Genomic DNA, 15175 nt, shown 5'->3' with positions numbered 1-15175 from the left:
CTAATGTGAATTGTATTCAGGCGGCGCGGTCGTCGCGCGCGGCCCTGACGGCCCGGAAAAACTGCTCGATCAGCGCCGGATCCTTGACGCCCGGAGCGCTTTCCACGCCGGACGAAACGTCTATTCCGGGCGGATTGGCCTGTCTCAGGGCATCGCCGATATTGGCGGCGTTGAGCCCACCGGAAAGCATGTAATCGAGCCCGGCGTCAAGGCCGACGAGGATGCGCCAGTCGAAGGCGACGCCGTTGCCGCCCGGCAGCTGCGAGCCCTTCGGCGGCTTGGAATCCAGAAGGAAGCGGTCGGCGATGCCAATATAGGGTTTTACCCGCTCGAGATCCGCCGCCTCGCTGACCGACAGCGCCTTCATGACCGGGAGGCCATAGCGGGCCTTCAGTTCCGCCACGCGCTCGGATGTCTCCGAACCATGCAGTTGCAGCATGTCCGGCTGCATCTTGGCGACGATCTCGTCGAGGAAGGCATCATCGGCATTGACGGTGACGGCGACCGCCTTGGCCTTGCCGCGCGCCGCTTCGCGCAGGCGCCCGGCCTCGGCCGGCTCGACATAGCGCGGGCTCTTGGCGAAGAAAATAAAGCCGACATGACTGGCGCCGCCGGCAAGCGCGGCGGTCATCGCAGCGTCGGTCTTCAATCCGCAGATCTTGATGTCGAGCGTCATGGCGCGGGATTGGCACGAAACGGCCAAAGAGTCGAGAAAAAGCATGCTGTTGCCGGTTCTGCGGAAAACACTACGTTGATATAGGAAACACAGGCGGGAGAACGATAAACATGGCCGACCGGACCGTCGCCGAACTCAAGCAGAAGATCGCGCAGGCGCGCGAGGTGATCGCGCATCTGATGGACAAGGCCGCCTACAACGGCGCCGAAGCGCACCGGGCCCTGGAGTATTTTAGTAGCGACGCGTTCGACCGGGATTTTCTGCCGTGGCCGCACACGGAGGAAGGGCTGCGACCGGAAGAGCTGAATGCGGCGAATGACGATTGAGGGGTCCATAGGGCGCCACCTATCCTTCGTCATTCTAGGGCGGAGCGACGCGAAGCGGCGCGCAGACCCTAGAATCCATGCCGTTACATCCACCAAAAGGTGCGGCGACGGAGAATATTCTCTTTTTCGTTCAATGATATAGCGTCTTTTTGCATCGCTGCGGCGCCCGCACGTCACGGCATGGATTCTAGGGTCTGCGCCGCGTCGCTTCGCTCCTTGCTTCGCCCTAGAATGACGAAGCTCGAGTGGCTCGGCCAATCTCCACCGTTTGCGGGCTAGTGGCCCGCACAACCATCGCCTCTATTCGAACACAATCGCCTGCAGCGCGCCGCCGTTGCGCTTCAGCCAGTCCTTGCAGCGGTCGGTATCCGGGCAAAGCTTCTCGCACAGTTTCCAGAATTTCGGGCCGTGGTTCATCTCTTTCAGATGCGCCACCTCATGCGCCACAAGGTAGTTTATCACCGCCGGCGGCGCCATCATGATGCGCCACGAGAAGGAGAGATTGCCCTCCGAGGTGCATGACCCCCAGCGGCTGGAGGTATCCTTATACCTTATAGCCTTGGCGCGCTTGCCGATCGCCTCGGTGTGCTTGACCACCAGCTTCTCGATCTCCTTCTTGGCCTCGCGCTTGAGGTAATCGCCGATGCGACGCGGCAAATGGATGCGCTCGCCATGGACGATCAGGAGCGGGCCGCGATCGTCGCGCGCGACGGTGACGGTGCCGCGCCTCGAAGGCTCGTGCACGATGCGGTGCGGCACCCCGCGGATCGGGATCCGGATGCCCGGGCGCACCTGCGGCCTCGTCGGCACCTTGGCCAGCCGCTGCTCCAGCCAGTCCTGGTGGCGGTCGAGGAATTTCTCCACCTCGCCCCGACGCAGGCCGGGCGGAACGGTGACGCGCAGGCCCTGGCCGCCGGAATCGATGCGCAGCGTGAGCCGCCGGGCCCTGGCGCTTTCGACGATTTTCAGCGGCAGCGTACGGCCGGCTACGCAATGCTCGCGCTCGACGACGGGCGTGGGCTTTGGCTTGGTCAGGTTGCGAAGGAAGCCGAGGGTCATGGCTGGACGATACGCGATTCGAAAAAAACGGCCAGTGGAGGGAAGTCACATGGAGAACAAAAAAGAAACGGCGCCGCTAAGCGCGACGCCGTTTTATCAACCTAAGACCTGTCGCCGGATCTTAGTCGTCGAGCAAGGTCGTGCCCTTGCCGCGCTTGGGAGCGGTCTTGTCGGTCGAGCCGGTGGTGGTCGGCGCGGTCGATTTGTTGCGGTTCGCCATGAAGCGGTCGAACTCGTCCTGGTCCTTGGCGCGGCGCAGCTCGCGGGCGTAGTCGTCGAACTCGGTCAGCATCTCGTCGAGCTTGCGGCGCTCCTCGGCGAGGCGCTCGAGTTCCTTCTCGCGCCAGTCGTCGAAGGCGACGTTGCCGGTGCGGGCCGAGCCGTGGCCCCAGCGGGCCGCCTTGTCGGAACCGCGGCGGCAGCCGGCGAAGATGCCGTCCGTGGCGCGGTTGACGTCGCGCTTGAAGCCATCGAGCCGGTCGCCCCAGATGATGTAGGCGAGCATGGCGAAGCCGAGCGGCCAGAACACCATGAAGCCGATGACCATCAGCGCGATGGTGGCCGGCGTCCAGGCCGGACGGATCAATGCACTTGTGTTCATTTTCTCCCAATCCTTCCTTTGGAGACAGCCAAACCGGCTGCGTGGAATCGAAATGGGAAGGCGAAATCGGCGATTCAAGGCAAGTCCGGCCAAAACCGGCGAAGCATCTGAAATGATTATCGCTTTTTGAGCTTCTCGAGGAAAAGCACCGCCATTCCGGCCACGAGCCCCCAAAATGCGGCGCCGACGCCGAAGAGCGTGAGCCCCGAAGCCGTCGCGGCGAAGGTGACGGTGGCCGGCATGCGTTCGGCCTCGTCCTTCAGCGCGATCGACAGCGCGTTGGCCAAGGGCGCCGTCAAGGCGAGCCCCGCGACCAGCACGATCAGGCTTTGCGGCAGGACGGCGAAGATCGCCACCAGCGAGGCGCCGAAGATCGCGAAGATGAGATAGGCGAGCGCGTAGAACGGCCCGGTCTTCCAGCGCTCGGCCGGGTCGGGATGGACATCGGGGCCGGTGCAGATGGCGGCCGAGATCGCCGCAAGATTGGTCGTCGCGGCGCCGAACGGCGCCGAGAGCAGCGAAAACAAACCGGTGACGCCGATCAGCGGACCGGGCTCCGGATGGTAGCCCGCGGCGCGCAGCACCGCGAGACCGGACAGGTTCTGCGAGGCCATGGTGACCAGATAGAGCGGCAGGGCAAGGCCGATGACCGCCGACGCGGTGAATTGCGGCGCAATAAGCGTCAATGTCGACAGTTCCGGCGCCGGCAGGCTGCCGACGCGACCGGTGAGGAAAGCGGCGAGGCCGCCGCCGATCAGCACCACCAGCACCGATAAAGCCGGATTGAACAGGCGGATGACGAAGAAGGCGGCGATCAAAGGCAGGATCAGCCAGGGATCGGCCGGAATGGCCTTCACCGCGTTGACGGCGAAGCTGACCAGGATGCCGGCCAGCATGCCGGAAGCGACCGAGGTCGGGATTTTGGCGATAAACCGGGTCAGTGGCTTGAACAGGCCGGTGGCGACCAGAAGGACGCCGGTGACGATAAAGGCGCCCACGACCTGGGGCATGGTGAAGCCGCTGGAGGCCCCGATCAGCGCCAGGCCGGGCGTCGACCAGGCGGTGATGACCGGCATCTTGGTGCGCCAGGACAGCCACAGGCACTCAACGACCATGGCCAGGCAGATCGCGGTCACGCCGCTCGCGGTCTCGATCTGCGTGGCGCCGACCGCCTTGGCGGCGGCAATGACGAGGGCCAGCGTGCCGCCGAAGCCGACGATCGCCGCGACGAAGGCGGATATCGGGATGGAGATGCGCATCGGTCAGGCGGCCCGCTTGACCATGTCGCCGACGGCCCGCTCGAGCATGTCGAGATCCTCGGGGCGGGACAGGCGATGGTCGCCGTCCGGGATCAGCGACAGCGTCACATCGTCGGCGGGCAGCATGGATGCGAGCTTCAAGGCATGGCCGGACGGCACGTCCGGATCGGCCAGGCCCTGCAGGATGTGGACCGGGCAATGGGTGTCGATCGGCCCGGTCATCACCCGGTTGGCGCGACCGTCCTCGATCAGCGCGCGCGTGTAGATATAAGGCTCGTCCGAATAGTCGGACGGCTCGGCGAAGAAGCCTTTTTCCTTCAGATCCTGCCGTTGCGCGTCGGTCAACACCGGCTCGATCAGCTCGACGGTGAAATCCGGCGCCGGGGCGAGCAGAACCAGGCCGGCAACCCTTGTGTCGCCCGCCTTGCGCAGCTCCTGCGCCATGCGCAGCGCGATCCACGCCCCCATCGAGGAGCCGACCAAGATCTGCTTGCCCTGGCTGAACCGGCGAAAGACGGCAAGGCTCTCGGCCAGCCATCTGGAGATCGTGCCGTCGGCGAACGCGCCGCCCGACTCGCCATGGCCGGAATAGTCGTGGCGCAGACAGGCACGGCCCTCGCGAGCGGCCCAGGCGGCAAGCGTCTGCGCCTTCGTGCCCAGCATGTCGGACTTGTAGCCGCCGAGCCAGACCACGCCGGGCGCCGCGCCAGGCGCCTGCCTGACGGCGATGTCCGATCCGTCCACATCGATGAAAACCGGAGCGCTGGCGGCCATGAGCTTGTCCTTCCCGCCGGTCTTTTGGCACAGGCGGTGGTTCAACGAAAAGTGCTCGCGGCGTTTCTTTGCTTGGTGCAGACAATTACCAGGCAGCAGGTGATTTTCCGGCGGGGCTATGCTATTGACTCACGCCCCGCGCTCCCCACATAGGCGCGTCCACCTATTTTTTGTCTAAAGAACCCAGAACGAAACGGCCGAGGAGACCACGACCATTCGCAGACCTTTCAAAGCAGCGGCACCCACCAAGGACGGGCCGCGCTCCAACCGAGACATCCGGGTGCCCCGGGTCCAGCTTATCGATGCCGACGGCCAGAACCGAGGCGATGTTTCCATCAACGACGCATTGCTGCTGGCCGAAGAGGCCGGGCTCGATCTGGTCGAGATATCGCCCAACGCGGTGCCGCCCGTCGTCAAGATCCTCGATCTCGGCAAGCTGAAATACGCCAACCAGAAGAAGGCGGCCGAAGCGCGCAAGAACCAGAAGGTCATCGAGATCAAGGAGATCAAGATGCGCCCGAACATCGACAGCCATGATTACGAGACCAAGATGAAGGCCGTGCGGCGCTTCTTCGAGGAAGGCGACAAGGTCAAGCTGACGCTGCGCTTCCGCGGCCGCGAGATGGCGCATATGGAACTCGGCATGCAGCTTCTGAACAAGGTGCGCGAGGAAGTTGCGACGATCGCCAAGGTCGAGGCGGAGCCGAAGCTCGAAGGCCGCCAGATGATGATGGTTCTGGCGCCGCGCTAAATCCCGCCAAAATCATGGTGCAAGGCGTCCCGACGATCGGCGGGGCGCCTGTTTTTCTATCCGATCGCTCTCAAACTCGCGATCGGGTAACCGATCGGGAGCAAATCGACGATCGAGTTGTCGATCGCGTGTAAATCTCGACGATCAAGTTCCTCGATCGCGAGCCAATCGACGATCGGGTTTCGCCATGGCCGATGAAGTGAAGTCCCAGCCCGCCGGGCAAACAGAAGGCCTTGGCGGCTATCAGCACATGCGCCGGATCGTGCTGGCGGTGCTGATCGTGGTGCTGTTCTGCGCATTGCTGTTCGGCCAATCGAGCTTTCCGCCCGAGACCTCGATGCACGAGTCGATCGAGATGTTCGGCGTTCTCTTGATCTTCCTCGGCATTGTCGGACGGCTGTGGTCGACGCTCTATATTGGCGGGCGCAAGTCGGCCGAAGTGGTCACCGGCGGGCCTTATTCGATCACCCGCAACCCGCTCTATCTGTTTTCGACGGTCGCCGCCGCCGGCGTCGGCGCGCAGATCGGCTCGTTCAGCGGCATCATCCTGTTTTCGCTGCTCTGCGCTGGCGCCTTCCACATCGTCATCCTGCGCGAGGAGCGTTACCTGAAGGAACTGCTCGGCGCGCCCTACCAAGCCTATCTGGCCAAGGTGCCGCGCTTCTTCCCCAACCTTGCGCTCTACCAGGAAGGCGATACCGGCAGCTTCAAGCCCCGCCTGCTCTTGAACACGCTGCTCGACGGGCTGGTGTTCCTGGTGGCGCTGCCGGCCTTCGAGTTGATTGACGGCATGCAGCAGTCGGGGATGTTGCCGGTGTGGTTCACGCTGCCTTAGGTCTCTAGCACAGAAGTTCTGACCGGTTGACTATGCGTGCATTGGCAGATCCCATGCCTTGGAGATTGGCCGAAACGCTCGTCACTTCGTCATCCACGGGCGGAGCAAGGAGCGAAGCGACGCGCGCAGACCCGAGGATCCATGCCGTGACTTGGAAGCGCCGCGGCGGTCCAGAATTCTGCACCGTTGCACACTTCGATCGAGGTAACGGCATGGATTCTAGGGTCTGCGCGCGTCGCTTCGCTCCTTGCTCCGCCCTAGAATGACGAGGTTGGGGAGCTTCAACTCATCGCCAGCGTTTGCGCTGGCTACCGCAACGGACGTGGATAATCTTGCCCGCCGACAAGCCTACAATCGTTCAAAATCCCTGTGTTGAGCGTATTGATATTCAGGTGATGCTAGTCTGGTCTGAACCCCAACCCGCTCCTGGCAGCGGCTGCCTTGTGCGGTCGGAACAGAGTGGGGAACCCCTATGAGGTGTTGCGTACAGGCCGTCTTTGATCTATAGGACCGCCGTTCCGCGTATCGGCCCGGAAATCATCTTTGATTTACGGAAAGCACGATACGCAGAGCAAAAAACGAAAACCGCCCGGCAGGGCATGCCGTGGCGGTTTCATTTGCTTTTCGGGCTTTGGTCGGCCTGAAGCGAGACAAGAAGCGCGATGGTGCGCCACCAATACGGAGTAGCAAAATGCCCAAGATGAAGACCAAATCGGCCGCCAAGAAGCGGTTCAAGATTACTGCCACCGGCAAGGTGCTGTCGGCTGCCGCCGGCAAGCGCCACGGCATGATCAAGCGTTCCAACAAGTTCATTCGCGATGCCCGCGGCACGATGGTTCTGGCTGAACCGGACGGCAAGAAGGTCATCAAGAATTTTCTGCCGAACGGCCTCTGAGCATTCGGCCTGGACGCATTTGTTTGACGCAATTCCGAACGGAAAACCGCTCGACACTTTTCCTGGAATTGCTTTTTAAGGAGATCATGACATGGCACGCGTAAAGAGAGGCGTCACCGCCCACGCCAAGCACAAGAAGGTTTTGAAGGCTGCCAAGGGTTTCTATGGCCGCCGCAAGAACACCATCCGCATCGCCAAGCAGGCGGTGGAAAAGTCGCTGCAGTACGCCTACCGCGACCGCAAGAACCGCAAGCGCTCGTTCCGCGCGTTGTGGATCCAGCGCATCAACGCCGCGACGCACGAGCACGGCCTGACCTATGGCCGCTTCATCGACGGCCTCAACAAGGCCGGCATCGAGATCGACCGCAAGGTTCTTTCGGACATGGCCATCCACGAGCCGCAGGCTTTCGCCGCGCTGGTCGCCAAGGCCAAGGTCGCGCTCGAATACCTGAAGAACACCACGCCGAATGCTTTTGAGAGCGCTGTCGCCTAAGCCAGCGCTTCCCAAGCATTTTTAGTACTGATTTGGGGAACCCGCGCTGGCACGGCTGGCGCGGGTTTTTCTTATGCCTGAACTTTCACTTTAGACGTGACTTTCACGTTTTAGCGTGACTTCCAACGCAGCGAGCTTTGATCGTGAACGACGCAAATACAGGCCTTGATACACTCGAAAATTCTCTGATGGCCGAAATCGCTTCGGCGGCGGACGAGACCGCGATCGAGGCGGTGCGAGTCTCGGCGCTGGGCAAGAAGGGCTCGGTCTCAGAGATGCTGAAGACGCTGGGAGCCATGAGCGCGGAGGAGCGCCAGGTGAAGGGCCCGGCGATCAACGGCCTGAAGAACCGCGTCACCGAAGCGCTCACCCAGCGCAAGGCGGAACTGAAGTATGTGGCGATCGCCGCCCGGCTCGAGGCCGAGAAGGTCGACGTCACGCTGCCGGTTCGCCAGTCGCCGGCCGAGCGCGGCCGCATCCATCCGATCAGCCAGGTGATCGACGAGATCGCGGCGATCTTCGGCGATCTCGGCTTCGCCATCGCCGAAGGGCCGGACATCGAGACCGACTATTACAATTTCACCGCGCTGAATTTCCCCGAGGGGCATCCGGCGCGCGAGATGCACGACACCTTCTTCTTCCAGCCGGACGAGAAGGGCGAGCGCAAGCTGTTGCGCACGCACACCTCACCCGTGCAGATCCGCACCATGGAGCGGCAGAAGCCGCCGATCCGCATCGTCATCCCCGGCAAGACCTACCGGCAGGATTCGGACGCCACGCACTCGCCGATGTTCCACCAGGTCGAGGGGCTGGTGGTCGACAACTCAGCCAACGTCGCCAACATGAAGTGGGTGCTGGAGGAGTTCTGCAAGGCCTTCTTCGAGGTGCCGTCGGTCAAGATGCGCTTCCGCCCGTCCTTCTTCCCGTTCACCGAGCCCAGCCTCGAGGTCGACATCCAGTGCGACCGCTCGCGTCCAGGCGAAGTGCGCTTCGGCGAGGGCTCCGACTGGATGGAGATCCTGGGCTGCGGCATGGTCCACCCCAACGTGCTGCGTGCCGGCGGGCTCGATCCCGACGAATATCAGGGCTTTGCCTGGGGCATGGGCATCGACCGCATCGCCATGCTGAAATACGGCATGCCGGACCTGCGCGCCTTCTTCGACGCCGACGTGCGCTGGCTGGCGCACTACGGCTTCCGGCCGCTCGACCTGCCGACGCTGTTCGGGGGACTGTCGACATGACCGCACCCCACACCGGGGGTTGCCGCTGCGGCGCGGTGCGGTTCGAGGCCTCGGCCGAGCCGCACCACATCAGCTATTGCCATTGCGGCGATTGCCGGCGCGCGACGGGCGCGCCGGTGTCGGCCTTTGTCGGCTTCATGGCCGATCAGGTCGCGCTCAACGGCAAATCGCTGAAAAGCTACCGCAACGGCCCGGTGGAGCGCTCGTTCTGCGGCATCTGCGGCTCGCCGATCGCCTATGTCGACAAGCGGCTCGACAACCAGATCTATTTCATGCTCGGCGCCATGGACATGCCGGCTTATTTCAAGCCGACGCTGCATGCCTATGTGCGTGAGCAGCTGCCCTTCCTGCACATGCCGGACGACCTGCCCAGGCATCTGAAGACCAGCGTACCCCGGCCCGAAGAACAAAGACCCGACGGAACACAGTCATGAAATTCACCCTCTCCTGGCTCAAGGACCATCTCGAGACCGACGCCTCGCTTGCCGAGATCGTCGAGCGGCTGACCGCGATCGGCCTCGAGGTCGAACATGTCGACGACAAGGCCGGCCTGAAACCCTTCGTCATCGCCAAGGTGCTGACGGCGGTGCAGCACCCCGACGCCGACCGGCTGCGCGTGCTGACCGTCGACACCGGCGACGGCAAGCCGCCGGTGCAGGTCGTGTGCGGCGCGCCCAACGCCCGCGCGGGCCTGATCGGCGCCTTCGCGGCGCCCGGCACCTATGTTCCCGGCATCGACGTGACGCTCTCGGTCGGCAAGATCCGCGGCGTCGAGAGCCACGGCATGATGTGCTCGGAGCGCGAGCTGGAAATCTCCGACGAGCATAACGGCATCATCGATTTGCCGCAGGATGCGCCGGTCGGCACGAGCTTCGCCGCCTACGCGCATCTCGACGATCCGGTGATCGAGATCAACCTGACGCCGAACCGGCCGGACGCCACCAGCGTCTACGGCATCGCGCGCGATCTCGCGGCGAGCGGTCTCGGCCGCCTGGTGGGCGGCGGGATCATGCCGCATGCCGGCGAAGGCCTGTGCCCGGTCAAGGTCACGATCGAGGCGCCGGAGCTCTGCCCCGGCTTCGCGCTGGCGCTGGTGAAGGGCGTCAAGAACGGTCCGTCGCCGAAATGGCTGCAGCAGCGGCTGATCGCCATTGGGCTTCGGCCGATCAGCGCGCTGGTCGACATCACCAACTACGTCACCTTCGACCGGGGCCGGCCGCTGCATGTCTTCGATGCGAAGAAGGTCGCCGGCAACCTCGTGGTGCGCCGCGCGAAGGACGGCGAGACGGTGCTGGCGCTCGACGGGCGCGAATACACGCTGACGCCGGAGATGTGCGTGATCGCCGACGACAATGGCGTCGAATCGATCGCCGGCATCATGGGCGGCGAGCATTCGGGCTGCGACGAGAACACCACCGACGTGCTGATCGAATCGGCGCTCTGGGACCCGATCGCCACCGCGCGGACCGGCCGCGCGCTCGGCATCATCACCGATGCGCGCTACCGCTTCGAGCGCGGCGTAGACCCGGAATTCATGGTGCCGGGCGTCGAGCTCGCGACCAAGCTGGTGCTCGATTTCTGCGGCGGCACGCCTTCTGAAATCGAGGTGGCCGGCTATACCGGCCACAAGCCGAAGATCGTCTCCTTCCCGCTTTCGGAAGTGAAGCGGCTGACCGGCATCGAGGTGCCGCGGGAAGAAGCCCTCGGCATTCTGACCCGGCTCGGCTTCGAGCCGAAAGGACTGAGCGACGTCGTCAAGGTGGAGGTGCCGTCCTGGCGGCCGGATGTCGACGGCAAGGCCGATCTCGTCGAAGAGGTGATGCGCATCTATGGTGTCGACAACATCGCACCGCAGCCGCTGACCTCGCATGACGCGGTCAACGGCAAGATCCTGACCACGCTGCAGGTGCGCACCCGTTCGGCCAAGCGCGCGCTGGCCGTGCGCGGCATGATGGAGGCCGTCACCTGGTCGTTCATCCCGGCAAAGCACGCCGAGCTGTTCGGTGGCGGCCAGGCTGCGCTCAAGCTCGCCAACCCGATCGCCGCCGACATGTCCGACATGCGGCCCTCGCTGCTGCCGGGGCTGATCGCGGCCGCGCAACGCAATGCCGACCGCGGCATCGGCGACGTGGCGCTGTTCGAGGTCTCCGGCACCTATGAGGGCGACTTGGCCGACCAGCAGCGCCGCGTCGCCGCCGGCGTGCGGCGCGGCACCGCCAAGCTCGACGGCTCGGGCCGCAGCTGGGCCGGCAATGCCGGACCGGTCGGCGTGTTCGACGCCAAGGCGGACGCGATCGCGGCGCTGGAAGCCTGCGGCGCGCCGGTCGACCGGCTGCAGATCGAGCCCGGCGGCCCGGCCTGGTATCATCCGGGGCGTTCCGGCACGATCAAGCTCGGCCCCAAGACGGTGCTCGGCACCTTCGGCGAATTCCATCCGAGGACGCTGGACGGGCTGGACGTGTCGGGTCCGCTCTGCGGCTTCGAGGTGTTCGTCGACGCCGTGCCGGAGCCGAAGGCCAAGCCGACGCGCACCAAGCCGAAGCTGGAGCTGTCGCCCTTCCAGGCGGTGAAGCGCGATTTCGCCTTCGTCGTCGACCGGACGGTCGAGGCCGGCACGCTGGTGCGGGCGGCTTTAGCCGCCGACAAGAAGCTGGTCACCGGCGTTTCGGTGTTCGACGTCTTCGAAGGCGCCTCGCTGGGGGCGGCCAAGAAGTCGATCGCCATCGAGGTGTCGATCCAGCCTGTCGAAAAGACGCTGACCGACGAGGATTTCGAGGCGCTGGCCAAGCGCATCGTCGACAACGTCAACAAGCAGACGGGCGGCGTGCTGAGGGCTTAACGCTTTCTGGGATTGCCCGAGCATGGCGAATCGCCCTCCAAAGGGTGATGCACCATCTCCGCTATTCCGGCCTGCCTTTTGAAGAACAGCGCGCAGCGTTCCTGAGGATCGTTGCGGCCGACCCGCTGCTCAGCGAGACGCTGGCGCGGGTGCGCCAGCTTGCGCTGCCGGATTGGCTGGTGGTTTCCGGCGCTCTCTACAACAGCGTCTGGAACCATCTGACCGGCAAGCCGCCTGGATACGGCATCAAGGATGTCGACCTGTTCTATTTCGACGATGCCGACCTTTCCTACGAGGCAGAAGATGCGGTGATCCGCCGGGCGGCGCAGCATTTCGAGGGACTGTCGCTGCCGGTCGAGGTGCGCAACCAGGCGCGGGTGCATCTGTGGTATCCGGTCAAGTTCGGGCAGGAATGTCCGAGGTACACGAGCGCGAGCGAATCGGTGAGCTATTTTGCTTCGAAGACGCATGCGGTCGGGGTGCGGTTCGGACGGGACGGAGCGCTGGAGCTGGTGGCGCCGTTCGGGTTGGACGATCTTTTTTCGTTTCGGATCACGCCGAACCGGGTGCTGGATAATCAGCGGACGCATGAAGCCAAGGGGAAAAGGGCGCAGGCGTACTGGCCGGAGATTAGTGTGGTGGCTTGGTAGGAAACGTCGGCGCGAGACCCCCCTCTCTGTCCTGCCGGACAGAGAGGGGGGCCTCGCGCCAACCTCTCAACAAAGGGCGCCTAAGCGCCCTTATGCTCACCCATTCACCAGCGCCAGCAATTCCTCGGTATAGCGCTTGCCGACGACCTTGTCCGGCGACAGCGCATCCCCGATCGCCGCCACTTCCGCCGCGCTCAGCTCGATGCCGGCCGCCGTCATGTTCTGCTCCAGATGGCGTATCTTCCTTGCGCCGGGGATCGGCACGATGAAATCGCCCTGATGCAGCACCCAGGCGAGCGCCAGTTGCGCGGATGTCACACCCTTTTCAGCCGCCAGCTTTTCCAGCAGCGCGATGACGGCGTTGTTGGCTGCCATCGCTTCGGCCTGGAAGCGCGGCAGGGTGCGGCGCCAGTCAGCGGCGCCGAGCGCGTCCGGTTTGTCGAGCGTGCCGGTGAGCAGACCGCGGCCGAGCGGGCTGTAGGGGACGAAACCGATGCCGAGCTCGCGGCAGATATCGAACACCTCATCCTCAGGATCGCGGGTCCACAGCGAATATTCGCTCTGCACCGCGGCGATCGGATGCACGGCATGCGCCCGGCGCAGCGTGGCGCCGCTCACCTCCGACAGGCCGAGCGCCCGCACCTTGCCCTCGCGCACCAGCTCGGCCATGGCGCCGACCGTGTCCTCGATCGGCACGTTGGGGTCGACGCGGTGCTGATAGTAGAGGTCGAGCACGTCGGTATTGAGCCGCTTGAGCGAGGCTTCGGCCACCGCCTTGACATGCTCAGGACGACTATCGACGCCGATCATGCGGTCCATGCCCGAGCCGTGCTCGGAAATCTTGAAGCCGAATTTGGTGGCGATCGTCACCTGATCGCGCACCGGCTTCAGCGCCTTGCCGAGCAGGATCTCGTTCTCGAACGGACCATAGACTTCCGCGGTGTCGAAGAAGGTCACGCCGATCTCGACGGCGCGGCGCAGCGTGGCGATGGCTTCCGCCTCCGGCTGGCCGCCATAGCCGAAGCTCATGCCCATGCAGCCGAGGCCGACGGGGAAGACTTCGAGTTCAGTTCCGAGCTTGCGGGTTTTCATCACGCGTCTCCTTGTTGCGATGAGGGAGAGAATAGCGCCTTGTACTCCGTTCGATAATCAGTTCTCTTTCGCACGGCTTGCTCTATAAAATAGAACAATGAACCGCACCAACCTCTCCCAGCTCGCCGTGCTCGCCACCGTCGCCCAATGCGCCAGCTTCCGCCGCGCGGCGCGCGAGCTCGGCATCGCGCCGTCGGCGGTCAGCCATGCCGTGTCGAGCCTGGAAGCACGGCTCGGCGTGCGGCTGCTGGCGCGCAGCACGCGCAGCGTCGCGCCGACCGAGGAAGGCGCGCAGTTGCTCGAACGGCTGCGGCCGGCGTTGTCGGAGATCGACCTGGCGCTGGAGACGGCGGTCGAGGCGCGCGACCGGCCGGCTGGCAATCTGCGGCTCAGCGTGCCGCGCACCGCCGCGCATCTGGTGCTGACGCCGCGGCTCGGCGCCTTTGCCGCCGCCTATCCCGACATCGTGCTGGAGATCGTCATCGAGGATCGCTTCACCGATGTGGTCGAAGGCGGCTTCGACGCCGGCGTGCGGCTCGGCGAAAGCCTGCAGCGCGACATGATCGCGGTGCGCATCGGGCCGAATATCCGCGGCGCGGTGGTCGCCGCGCCGTCCTATTTCGCTTTTATGCCGAAGCCGCGCCATCCGCGCGAGCTCGCCGGTCACCGCTGCATCCGCTTCCGTTTCTCCAGCGGCATCCTCTACCGCTGGGAGTTCGAAAAGGACGGCGAGGAAATCGAGATCGCGGCCGAGGGGCCGCTGATCCTCGACGAGGATCATCTGATCGCCCAGGCGGCGGTCGACGGCGCCGGGCTTGCCTTCGTCTTCGAACCCTATGTGCGGGCGCCGCTCGCCGACGGCAGGCTGATCCGCGTGCTGGAGGACTGGTGCCCGTCCTTCGAGGGCTTCTTCGTCTACTATCCGAGCCGCAGGCAGATGCGGCCGGCGCTGAGGGCGTTCGTGGATTTCTTCAAGGTGAGCGGATAGCCCCACCCCGATCCGCTATGCGGATCGACCCTCCCCACAAGGGGGAGGGTGAGACTTCCGGAAGAAAGCCGGCGCCTGCTTCGTTCTTCCACCATGCAATCCATCACCAACACCGCCACCCGCTATGGCTGGGCGATGATCGTCTTCCATTGGCTGATCGGCGTCATTTTCATAGGCCAGTTCGTGCTCGGCGTCGTCATGGTGCGGACGACAAGCCAACGGACGTCTTTCGAGCTGATCCAGCTGCACAAGTCCTTCGGCTTCCTGCTGCTCGGCCTGATCGTCCTGCGCATCGCCTGGCGGCTCGGCAATGCGGCGCCGCCACTGCCGCGCTCTGTCGGAACATTGGAACGCCGGGCGGCGCCGCTGGCCCACTTCGCGCTCTACGCCTTCCAGCTCGCGCTGCCGCTGTCCGGCTGGGCGCTGGTCTCGGTGTCGACGCTGGAGATCCCGAGCATGCCGTTCAACCTGTTCGTCATGCCCAATCTGCCGCTCGCCGAATCCGACGCCGCCGAAGGTTTCTGGACGTCCGCGCACTGGTATCTCGCCTATGCGGGCATCGCGCTGGTCGCGCTGCACATCGCAGCGGCCTTGCGCCATCATTTCCTGCTGCGCGACAGCGTGCTCAAGCGCATGATCACACCTTCGTCAGGCGGGGAATAGAACTGCGCCATCATTCGTTGGTGGGGCGAGAAC

General features: G+C 64.4%; 17 protein-coding genes. 11 read left to right on the top strand and 6 right to left on the bottom strand.

Annotated elements, in window-relative coordinates:
- Positions 1–16: 16 nt before the first annotated feature.
- On the bottom strand, positions 17–676 hold the full coding sequence (locus FJ956_RS11040) for a phosphoribosylanthranilate isomerase (RefSeq protein ID WP_140674410.1): 660 nt from the start codon (positions 674–676) through the stop codon (positions 17–19).
- 110 nt (positions 677–786) lie between these two features.
- Between FJ956_RS11040 and FJ956_RS11035 the strand changes: the two genes are divergently transcribed.
- Positions 787–1002: a hypothetical protein gene (locus FJ956_RS11035; protein ID WP_140674240.1), complete on the top strand. Its 216-nt coding sequence runs from the start codon at positions 787–789 to the stop codon at positions 1000–1002.
- Between the two features lie 300 nt (positions 1003–1302).
- Here FJ956_RS11035 and FJ956_RS11030 read toward each other — a convergent pair whose 3' ends face one another.
- From FJ956_RS11030 to FJ956_RS11015, 4 genes are all read right to left on the bottom strand, one after another.
- A complete protein-coding gene (locus tag FJ956_RS11030) occupies positions 1303–2061 on the bottom strand; it encodes a M48 family metallopeptidase (RefSeq protein WP_140674238.1) in 759 nt (252 codons plus the stop codon).
- Between the two features lie 121 nt (positions 2062–2182).
- Positions 2183–2662 carry a DUF2852 domain-containing protein gene (locus FJ956_RS11025; protein ID WP_140674236.1) on the bottom strand — a complete coding sequence of 160 codons (480 nt, stop codon included), beginning with the start codon at positions 2660–2662 and terminating at the stop codon, positions 2183–2185.
- 116 nt (positions 2663–2778) lie between these two features.
- The gene (locus tag FJ956_RS11020) at positions 2779–3921 is read right to left on the bottom strand and encodes a benzoate/H(+) symporter BenE family transporter (protein WP_140674234.1); all 1143 of its coding nucleotides are present in this window, start codon (positions 3919–3921) and stop codon (positions 2779–2781) included.
- Positions 3922–3924: 3 nt separating this feature from the next.
- Complete coding sequence (locus FJ956_RS11015) at positions 3925–4695, bottom strand: alpha/beta hydrolase (protein ID WP_140674232.1); 771 nt, start codon at positions 4693–4695, stop codon at positions 3925–3927.
- 214 nt (positions 4696–4909) lie between these two features.
- Here FJ956_RS11015 and infC point away from each other — a divergent pair, with 214 nt between their 5' ends.
- The 8 genes from infC to FJ956_RS10975 all read left to right on the top strand — a co-directional run bounded on the left by infC (position 4910) and on the right by FJ956_RS10975 (position 12399).
- Complete coding sequence (gene infC, locus FJ956_RS11010) at positions 4910–5446, top strand: translation initiation factor IF-3 (protein WP_095767981.1); 537 nt, start codon at positions 4910–4912, stop codon at positions 5444–5446.
- 187 nt (positions 5447–5633) lie between these two features.
- The gene (locus FJ956_RS11005) at positions 5634–6281 is read left to right on the top strand and encodes an isoprenylcysteine carboxylmethyltransferase family protein (RefSeq protein WP_140674231.1); all 648 of its coding nucleotides are present in this window, start codon (positions 5634–5636) and stop codon (positions 6279–6281) included.
- 691 nt (positions 6282–6972) lie between these two features.
- Positions 6973–7176 (top strand): 50S ribosomal protein L35, encoded by a 204-nt coding sequence (gene rpmI, locus FJ956_RS11000; protein ID WP_027166935.1) that lies wholly within the window; start codon positions 6973–6975, stop codon positions 7174–7176.
- A 91-nt stretch (positions 7177–7267) separates the two neighbouring features.
- Entirely contained in the window at positions 7268–7669 is a 402-nt protein-coding gene (gene rplT / locus FJ956_RS10995; protein WP_042637600.1) for a 50S ribosomal protein L20, read from the top strand.
- A 188-nt stretch (positions 7670–7857) separates the two neighbouring features.
- Positions 7858–8910, top strand: a complete 1053-nt coding sequence (gene pheS / locus FJ956_RS10990) for a phenylalanine--tRNA ligase subunit alpha (protein WP_246672166.1) — start codon at positions 7858–7860, stop codon at positions 8908–8910.
- Positions 8907–9344, top strand: a complete 438-nt coding sequence (locus FJ956_RS10985) for a GFA family protein (RefSeq protein ID WP_140681413.1) — start codon at positions 8907–8909, stop codon at positions 9342–9344. The genes pheS and FJ956_RS10985 overlap by 4 nt, the downstream gene beginning before the upstream one ends.
- Entirely contained in the window at positions 9341–11749 is a 2409-nt protein-coding gene (gene pheT, locus FJ956_RS10980) for a phenylalanine--tRNA ligase subunit beta (protein WP_140681415.1), read from the top strand. Before FJ956_RS10985 ends, pheT begins: the two co-directional genes overlap by 4 nt.
- Positions 11750–11796: 47 nt before the next feature.
- A complete protein-coding gene (locus FJ956_RS10975) occupies positions 11797–12399 on the top strand; it encodes a nucleotidyltransferase family protein (RefSeq protein WP_140681417.1) in 603 nt (200 codons plus the stop codon).
- 96 nt (positions 12400–12495) lie between these two features.
- On the opposite strand, the gene FJ956_RS10970 is transcribed toward FJ956_RS10975, so the two are convergent.
- On the bottom strand, positions 12496–13491 hold the full coding sequence (locus FJ956_RS10970; protein ID WP_140681419.1) for an aldo/keto reductase: 996 nt from the start codon (positions 13489–13491) through the stop codon (positions 12496–12498).
- Positions 13492–13588: 97 nt separating this feature from the next.
- Here FJ956_RS10970 and FJ956_RS10965 point away from each other — a divergent pair, with 97 nt between their 5' ends.
- A complete protein-coding gene (locus tag FJ956_RS10965; RefSeq protein WP_140681421.1) occupies positions 13589–14479 on the top strand; it encodes a LysR family transcriptional regulator in 891 nt (296 codons plus the stop codon).
- A gap of 93 nt (positions 14480–14572) precedes the next feature.
- Positions 14573–15142, top strand: coding sequence for a cytochrome b (locus FJ956_RS10960; protein WP_140681423.1), 570 nt, complete (start codon positions 14573–14575; stop codon positions 15140–15142).
- Positions 15143–15175: the final 33 nt, after the last annotated feature.

Origin of the sequence: Mesorhizobium sp. B2-4-3, assembly GCF_006442815.1 — a bacterium.
Classification (GTDB): domain Bacteria; phylum Pseudomonadota; class Alphaproteobacteria; order Rhizobiales; family Rhizobiaceae; genus Mesorhizobium.
Note: the sequence above shows the minus strand (reverse complement) of the source record. Positions and strands in the feature narration are given on the sequence as shown.